This is a genomic window from Bacillus sp. B1(2022) (genome assembly GCF_040259625.1).
GTDB classification, from domain to species: Bacteria; Bacillota; Bacilli; order Bacillales; family Bacillaceae; genus Bacillus; species Bacillus velezensis.
In genome coordinates this window covers 1-986 of record NZ_JANIFO010000029.1, presented here as the reverse complement: position 1 = coordinate 986, position 986 = coordinate 1, and the positions used below count along the sequence as shown (strand labels likewise).

The 986-nt window shown below is 39.9% G+C and carries 5 tRNA genes; all 5 read right to left on the bottom strand.

Features of this window, described 5'->3' with window-relative positions:
• Positions 1–170 precede the first annotated feature (170 nt).
• The 5 genes from NQS30_RS21285 to NQS30_RS21265 all read right to left on the bottom strand — a co-directional run bounded on the left by NQS30_RS21285 (position 171) and on the right by NQS30_RS21265 (position 940).
• A tRNA-Pro gene (locus tag NQS30_RS21285) sits at positions 171–247 on the bottom strand.
• Positions 248–263: 16 nt separating this feature from the next.
• A tRNA-Arg gene (locus tag NQS30_RS21280) sits at positions 264–340 on the bottom strand.
• A gap of 32 nt (positions 341–372) precedes the next feature.
• Positions 373–447, bottom strand: a tRNA-Gly gene (locus NQS30_RS21275).
• Between the two features lie 343 nt (positions 448–790).
• A tRNA-Thr gene (locus NQS30_RS21270) sits at positions 791–863 on the bottom strand.
• Between the two features lie 2 nt (positions 864–865).
• Positions 866–940, bottom strand: a tRNA-Asn gene (locus NQS30_RS21265).
• Between the last annotated feature and the right edge of the window lie 46 nt (positions 941–986).

Below are 986 nucleotides of genomic sequence, written 5' to 3'. Positions count from 1 at the left end.
GCTTCTTTTATGTCAACAACTTTTTTCAAGTTGTTTCCGAAGCTTTTTGTTGTTGTCTGCTGTTCATCAGCGACGTTTAATAATATACCACGGTGTCTCTCTATAAATCAAGCATTTTTTTAAAAAAGAGAAAAAAAGAAAACCAGTATATTATCTTTAAAGTTTGAGAATGGTCGGGAAGACAGGATTCGAACCTGCGACCCCATGGTCCCAAACCATGTGCTCTACCAAGCTGAGCTACTTCCCGATTTTTAAATATATTATGGCGCGCCCGAGAGGAGTCGAACCCCTAACCTTTTGATCCGTAGTCAAACGCTCTATCCAATTGAGCTACGGGCGCAATCAATTTTACAATATCCCGTTGGGATAAAATGGAGCGGAAAACGGGATTCGAACCCGCGACCCCCACCTTGGCAAGGTGATGTTCTACCACTGAACTACTTCCGCAAGTAAAAATGTAAAGCATGGCCAGAATACAGCCTCAGATAGCGGTAAACTGTATTATTATTTATTCAGTGAAAATCCAAATGGTATAACCAGCAGACCAATCTAAACATACTGCTCATTATGACAAAAGTAATTATATCAAGGTTTTGATAAAAGTCAATACCATTTAACAATTAATTATGTTAATCTCTTTGAATTGAAGCAAGACTAACTTCATCAGAAAGCGCGCTTTAACCACCTATACCTTAACTGCTGCAATCAGTAACAGTTTTTACTGATCCAAACAAAAAAATAACAGTTCCATAACATGCGGAAACTGCTTCAGATCAACGTATTTTAGATAAGCTTCCAAGCGGGCTCGAACCGCTGACCTCTTCCTTACCATGGAAGTGCTCTACCTGCTGAGCTATGGAAGCAATGGCTCCGCAGGTAGGACTCGAACCTACGACCGATCGGTTAACAGCCGATAGCTCTACCACTGAGCTACTGCGGAATATTATAAGCTTCATAAACAAAAACATGGTAGATAAAATAAAAAA